We start from the raw sequence: 6,717 nt of genomic DNA on the forward strand, positions 1-6,717 counted from the left end.
GTTGCAATAATCCTTATTTCTGTACAACAATGTTTTCTTTTGACGGATCAACATGTTGCATCTGCAACTTATCTGTAGCGATACGTTCGACACGGCTATGATCGCCAAGAGCATTCTCTTCGAGGATCAGGTTTCGCCATTCAATGTCCAACGCATCGCGCTCCAGCACCAACTGTTCACGTTGGGCCGTTAACAGGCGAGTATGGTGAGCGGTCGTCACCACCGTTACCGCCGTAACAATAATGCAAATGAACAGACAGAGTGGCAGCTTCCCGTACTGCAAAAGGTCGTCGCGAATAACGCCAGGCAAGGCATGACGTTCGCCATTTCCTAACGACCCGGTAATTTTGCTTAGGGTTTCTGTCACTCTGCCGATCATGCGTTCGTCCTCTCTGCAATACGCAGCACTGAACTACGAGCACGTGGATTCTCAGCCACTTCTTCTTCGCCCGGCATCAACTTGCCTAGCGCTCGTAAATGACGGCCACCCAGTTTCCTGAGTTGCTCTTCAGTCATCGGGATCCCCGCCGGAACCTGAGGACCGCGGCTTTGTTCACGCATAAAGCGTTTCACAATGCGGTCTTCCAGCGAATGGAAGCTGATGATTGAAAGCCGCCCACCCGGGGCCAGCACGCCAAGCGAGCTTTTTAGCGCCTGCTCTATCTCTTCCAGCTCACTATTCACCCAAATACGCACCGCCTGGAAGGTACGGGTTGCGGGGTGTTTGAACTTGTCTTTCACCGGCATCGCGGCGGCGATCACTTCCGCCAGCTCTTTGGTCCGCGTCATCGGTTCAATACGGTTGCGATCAACAATCGCGCGGGCAATACGTTTGCCAAAACGCTCTTCGCCGAAGGTTTTAATCACCCAGGCGATATCGGCTTCTTCGGCCGTTTGCAGCCATTCGGCCGCCGACTGACCGCGCGTTGGGTCCATACGCATATCCAGCGGACCGTCACGCATAAAGGAGAAGCCGCGCTCGGCGTCATCAAGCTGCGGTGAAGAAACGCCAAGATCGAGAAGAATACCGTCGATCTTGCCGACAAGATCGCGCTCGGCGACGTAGTCCGCCAGCGCAGAGAAAGGGCCATGCACGATGGAAAAACGCGGATCATCAATGGTCTTTGCCACCGCAATCGCTTCAGGATCGCGGTCGATCGCGATAAGGCGTCCCTGCTCGCCAAGCTGCGAGAGAATGAGACGCGAGTGACCGCCGCGGCCAAAGGTGCCATCAATATAGATACCGTCTGGACGAATATTCAGGCCGTTAACGGCTTCATCCAGCAGTACAGAAGTATGTTTAAAATTTTCCATCATATTTATAAGGACAAATCCTGCAATCGCTCCGACAGCGCCCCTGAAGCAGATTGCTCAGCGTCGATATCTTCCTTGACCCGTTGATACCAGGCCGTTTCATCCCACAGTTCAAATTTGTTGAACTGCCCGACCAGCATCACTTCTTTGGTCAACCCGGCATGTTGCCGTAAAACCGGCGCAATCAATAATCGCCCGGCATTATCCATCTGACATTCGCTGGCATGTCCCAACAACAACCGCTGTACGCGGCGCTCAACGGGATTCATGCTCGACAAACGCGATAACTTTTGCTCGATAATTTCCCACTCGGGCAGAGGATAAAGCAGCAGGCAGGGGTGATGGATGTCAATGGTACAAACCATTTGACCGGTAGCGCTCTCGAGCAGCATGTCCCGATATCGGACAGGGACGGCTAAACGCCCTTTGCTGTCAAGATTGACTAACGTTGCCCCTCGGAACATGCCAGCCTCTCCCCTAATTACCACTTTGCCCCACAAATTCCCACTTTAAGGAGTTTACGGAGCAGAGGAAAAGCTTGTCAAGCCAGCATGAATGCCAACAGAGTCCAAAATAGCGTTATTTACGGACGACAATAGCCCTGATTAAAATTTATCCAACCGACGAGGCAAATTAACGTCATGAATACCCGCAAGAAAAATACAGACAGATTCACAACGTGTTAACGCGACTTAATATCATCAAAAGAATTTATAAAGTGTCAGTTTGCGACGCGAGCGGCATTTTAGGACATTCTGCTGTTCGTTAACAGTCCTTGTGGCGCGCCCTTGCGAGGATTTCAAATGCGACAGTGACCCCATTCTGGTAGGTCAGCGAAGAAGTGTTTGTTATTTCGGCGATCTGCCGGGAGAATGTAACAAAATAATACACAAATAATATAATTTTACTTTGCGTTCACAATAATAAACGTCCGAAAATCGAAAAAGAGGGGAATTAAATAGAAGGCTAAGAAAAAATAAGGAATTATCTGAATATCCACACTGGAATAATGTTTTGCACGATGAAGGCAGCCTATTGCCACCTTCATCGCGAAATGATTACCGACGGCTCAAACTCCCGCGACGATAAAGATTACGGCGAATACGACTTAATCCAGGCTTTGGTTTACGCGGTTCATCGAGGCTCGCCAGCACAATTTCCAGCACACGTTCAGCTACATCGCGGTGGCGCTGAGCAACCGCCAGCACCGGGCACTGTAAGAAATCGAGCAGCTCATGATCGCCGAAGGTCGCAATGGCAAGGTCGGTCGGCAACTTGCCTTCACGGCGCAGCGTCACGTCCATAACCCCCTGCAACAGCGCAAATGAGGTGGTGAATAATGCCTGCGGCATCGGATGCGTTTCCAGCCACTTCTCAAACAGCACCGCCGACGCTTCGCGTTCGTAGCTGTTGGCGTAGAGGAAATTAACCTCGCGCGGATCGTCTTTCCAGGCAGTTCGGAATCCCTGTTCGCGCAGATAGCTCACCGACAACTCCGGCAACGCACCAAGATAAAGTACGGTTTCTGCCGGGAAGGTGCGCAGCTCGGCGGCAAGCATTTCCGCATCGTCCTGATCGGCACCCACCACGCTGGTGAAGTGTTCACGATCGAGAGCACGGTCAAGCGCGACGATTGGGAATGTGTCGTTGGCCCAGCGCTGGTAGAAAGGGTGTTCCGGCGGCAGAGAGGTGGAAACGATAATGGCGTCAACCTGGCGTTGCAACAGATGCTCGATGCAGCGCATTTCGTTATCCGGCTGGTCTTCCGAACAGGCGATCAGCAGCTGATAGCCACGCTGGCGCGCCTGCCGCTCAAGATAGTTGGCGATGCGGGTATAGCTGGTATTCTCCAGGTCTGGAATCACTAAACCAATAGAACGCGTGCGTCCTGCACGCAGACCGGCGGCAACCGCGTTAGGGTGGTAGTTGTGCTCACGCACCACCGCCATCACTTTTTCGACAGTCTTATCGCTCACGCGATACTGTTTCGCTTTGCCGTTAATCACATAGCTGGCGGTGGTTCGGGAAACACCGGCAAGCCGGGCGATCTCATCCAGTTTCACAATTGCCCCTTGCTTTATAAGTATAATCCGTAACATCTAAGCGCAGAATGATCTCATCGGCAATAGCTTTTCTTCGCACTTCATGCTGATTTCGCAAAAAAAAGCCCGACGTCTTGCCGGGCTACGATAAAGCGATGAGATCCAGGCTAACGCATAATCTTGTCACCGCGTGATAATCCCACCACCCCGGAGCGTGCCACTTCCACAATTCTGGCGACGTCACGCAGCGAAGCGAGGAATGCATCCAGCTTGTCGCTGGTACCGACCAACTGCACGGTATAAAGCGATGGCGTAACGTCGATTATCTGCCCACGGAAGATCTCTGTGTTCCGTTTCACCTCGTCACGGCCATAGCCACTGGCCTGAACCTTCACCAGCATGATTTCGCGCTCAACGTGCCCGCCCTGCCCAAGCTCAGTGACCCGCAGCACGTCCACCAGCTTATGCAGCTGCTTTTCAATTTGCTCAATGGTCTTTTCATCGCCAACCGTCTGGATGGTCATACGTGAAAGCGTGGGGTCATCCGTGGGTGCAACCGTCAGACTTTCTATGTTGTAACCACGTTGTGAGAAAAGCCCAATCACGCGCGACAGCGCACCGGACTCGTTTTCCAGCAATACAGATAATATCCGGCGCATAATCAGGTTCTCTCCGTTTTACTCAGCCACATCTCGTCCATCGATCCCCCGCGAATCTGCATAGGGTAGACGTGCTCGCTCCCGTCGACGCAAACGTCAACGAACACCAGGCGATTGTTGCGCACCTGTTCCAGCGCCTCCGCCAGCTTGCTCTCAAGCTCCGACGGTTCCGTGATGCGGATCCCCACATGGCCGTAGGCTTCCGCCAGACGGACGAAATCCGGCAGCGATTGCATATAAGACTGCGAGTGGCGACCAGAATAGATCATGTCCTGCCACTGCTTGACCATCCCCAGATAGCCGTTGTTGAGATTCAGCACCAGCACCGGCAGCTCGTACTGCAACGCAGTAGAGAGTTCCTGAATATTCATCTGAATGCTGCCGTCGCCGGTCACGCAGACCACGGTAGCTTCCGGCAGCGCCATTTTGACGCCGAGCGCTGCTGGCAGCCCGAAGCCCATCGTGCCGAGCCCGCCCGAGTTAATCCAGCGGCGTGGCTTATCAAACGGGTAGTACAGCGCGGCAAACATCTGATGTTGGCCAACATCCGAGGTCACATAAGCGTCGCCGTTGGTCAGTTTCCAGATGGTTTCAACCACCGCCTGAGGCTTAATCTGCTCGCTGTGGGTGTCATATTTCAGGCACTGGCGTGCGCGCCACTGTTCAATCTGCTGCCACCAGTCGCGGATATCGTCGAGCGGCTGGGCGGCACTCTCTTGATCCAGAAGCTCCAGCATTTGATCGAGAACCCGCCCCGCATCGCCGACGATCGGAATATCCGCCGGTACCGTTTTAGAGATCGAAGTAGGATCGATATCGATATGCAACACGGTGGCATCCGGGCAGTACTTCGCCAGGTTGTTGGTCGTGCGGTCATCAAAACGAACACCGACGGCAAAAATCACATCAGAGTGATGCATGGTCATGTTCGCTTCATAGGTACCATGCATGCCCAGCATACCCAGCGCCTGTCGATGGGTGGCCGGAAAGCCGCCCAGCCCCATCAATGATGAAGCGACCGGTAAGTTGAGTTTTTCGATTAACGTGCGCAGTTGTTCATGGCATTCGGCATTCACCACGCCGCCGCCGACATACACCACCGGTTTTTTCGCCGCGATAAGCGTCTGCAGCGCGCGCTTAATCTGCCCTTTATGCCCTGAGGTGGTTGGATTATAAGAGCGCATACTGACCGCATCCGGCCAGACGTACGGCATTTTATTGGCCGCATTGAGAATATCTTTCGGCAGGTCGACAACCACCGGGCCTGGACGACCGCTGGCCGCTAACCAGAATGCTTTTTTCAGGACGCCGGGAATATCTTCGGTCTGCTTGACCAGGAAACTGTGCTTCACCACCGGGCGTGAAATCCCGACCATGTCGCACTCCTGAAACGCATCGTAGCCAATCAGCGAGGTCGCCACCTGTCCGGATAGCACTACCAACGGAATAGAGTCCATATAGGCCGTCGCAATTCCGGTAATGGCATTCGTCGCACCTGGGCCGGATGTTACCAGCACGACCCCTACTTCACCCGTTGCTCGCGCCAGGCCATCAGCCATATGCACCGCCGCCTGCTCATGACGTACCAGCACGTGGTCAATACCGCCAACCGTATGTAGCGCATCATAAATATCGAGGACCGCGCCTCCCGGGTAGCCAAATACCTGCTTTACGCCCTGATCGATTAACGATCGGACGACCATCTCGGCTCCAGATAACATCTCCATGGTTTGCCTCCAGGCTTGTATTGCGTCTTGATGGTCGAGGAACTCATTTTCCTGCGGCCATGTGCCGACGGCACGTAACTCATCCGCCAGCGCTACATTATCGGTAAAGACCTAACATAACCGCTCGCCACAAGGCAGGCAATTCGCACATCCAGAGTAGAACCGGTACTAATAAGTGGAAAAATAAGGGGAAAAGTAAAAATGATGGATGATTGCTTCAGCGATAAGCAAAGAATAGCGTGGATACTCGGGTGAAACGCACCATTACAGCAAAACGTGCATTTTTCACTTTATCGTCGGTCAGGCTGACCTTTAACAACAGAATAATATTTTGCATTACTAAAAATTAGCAAAATAAATAGGATGCCGCGGCACCCTATTTATTTATCCGTCTTACTGCTGGCGGCAGGCATTAATCAGCAGTTCTTCCATCCACTGATGACCTTTATCCCGGCCAGCGGCCTCATGCCAGGAAAGATAGCAGGTACGGCTATTTAGCTTCATTGGCAACGGTAGAATCTGTAGGCCTAGCTGTTCAGAGAACTCTTCTGCCAGACGGCGCGGAGCAACGGCGACCAGATGTGTTTGAGAAACGACATTCAATACGCTAATTAACGCCATACCCTGATAAGCAATACGATTTTGTTTATCCACCGTGTCATACCACGGCTGGCTGAATGATGCATAACGATCCAGAGAAACGACTGCATGTTCTTCCTGATAAACGCTGGCTTCTGACATCGGGCCATTAATGCGTGGATGTTTTTTACTGGCGACCAGTACCATTTCATCATTAAATAATGGCACGCAGGCAAACTCAGGACGGCGGAACTCTTCATAACCCAGAACGAATTCAATTTCCTGGTAGCGAAGCTGATGCTCGGTATTTTGGTTTAACGCTGATTTAAATACCATATGAATATGCGGAGCAACGGTATGTACTTTATTGAGAACAATTGGGTGATGCTGCCAACT

The 6,717-nt window shown here is 52.5% G+C and carries 7 protein-coding genes; all 7 read right to left on the reverse strand.

What is annotated here, in order from left to right; all coding sequences use genetic code 11:
• Window positions 1-13 precede the first annotated feature (13 nt).
• Entirely contained in the window at window positions 14-379 is a 366-nt protein-coding gene (gene ftsL / locus LZ634_RS12125) for a cell division protein FtsL (RefSeq protein WP_061282273.1), read from the reverse strand.
• Complete coding sequence (rsmH, locus tag LZ634_RS12130; RefSeq protein WP_234505319.1) at window positions 376-1,317, reverse strand: 16S rRNA (cytosine(1402)-N(4))-methyltransferase RsmH; 942 nt, start codon at window positions 1,315-1,317, stop codon at window positions 376-378. The genes ftsL and rsmH overlap by 4 nt, the downstream gene beginning before the upstream one ends.
• 2 nt (window positions 1,318-1,319) lie before the next feature.
• The gene (gene mraZ, locus LZ634_RS12135; RefSeq protein ID WP_052283047.1) at window positions 1,320-1,778 is read right to left on the reverse strand and encodes a division/cell wall cluster transcriptional repressor MraZ; all 459 of its coding nucleotides are present in this window, start codon (window positions 1,776-1,778) and stop codon (window positions 1,320-1,322) included.
• Between the two features lie 594 nt (window positions 1,779-2,372).
• Complete coding sequence (gene cra / locus LZ634_RS12140; protein ID WP_234505321.1) at window positions 2,373-3,377, reverse strand: catabolite repressor/activator; 1,005 nt, start codon at window positions 3,375-3,377, stop codon at window positions 2,373-2,375.
• Between the two features lie 146 nt (window positions 3,378-3,523).
• Entirely contained in the window at window positions 3,524-4,015 is a 492-nt protein-coding gene (gene ilvN / locus LZ634_RS12145; protein ID WP_061282266.1) for an acetolactate synthase small subunit, read from the reverse strand.
• A gap of 2 nt (window positions 4,016-4,017) precedes the next feature.
• Window positions 4,018-5,742 (reverse strand): acetolactate synthase 3 large subunit, encoded by a 1,725-nt coding sequence (gene ilvI / locus LZ634_RS12150; RefSeq protein WP_234505323.1) that lies wholly within the window; start codon window positions 5,740-5,742, stop codon window positions 4,018-4,020.
• A 393-nt stretch (window positions 5,743-6,135) separates the two neighbouring features.
• On the reverse strand, window positions 6,136-6,717 hold a 582-nt coding region (gene leuO, locus LZ634_RS12155), incomplete at its 5' end, for a transcriptional regulator LeuO (RefSeq protein ID WP_234505324.1).

The sequence above is a fragment of the Kluyvera intermedia genome (assembly GCF_021440345.1).
In the GTDB taxonomy this organism is placed as follows: Bacteria; Pseudomonadota; Gammaproteobacteria; order Enterobacterales; family Enterobacteriaceae; genus Kluyvera; species Kluyvera intermedia_A.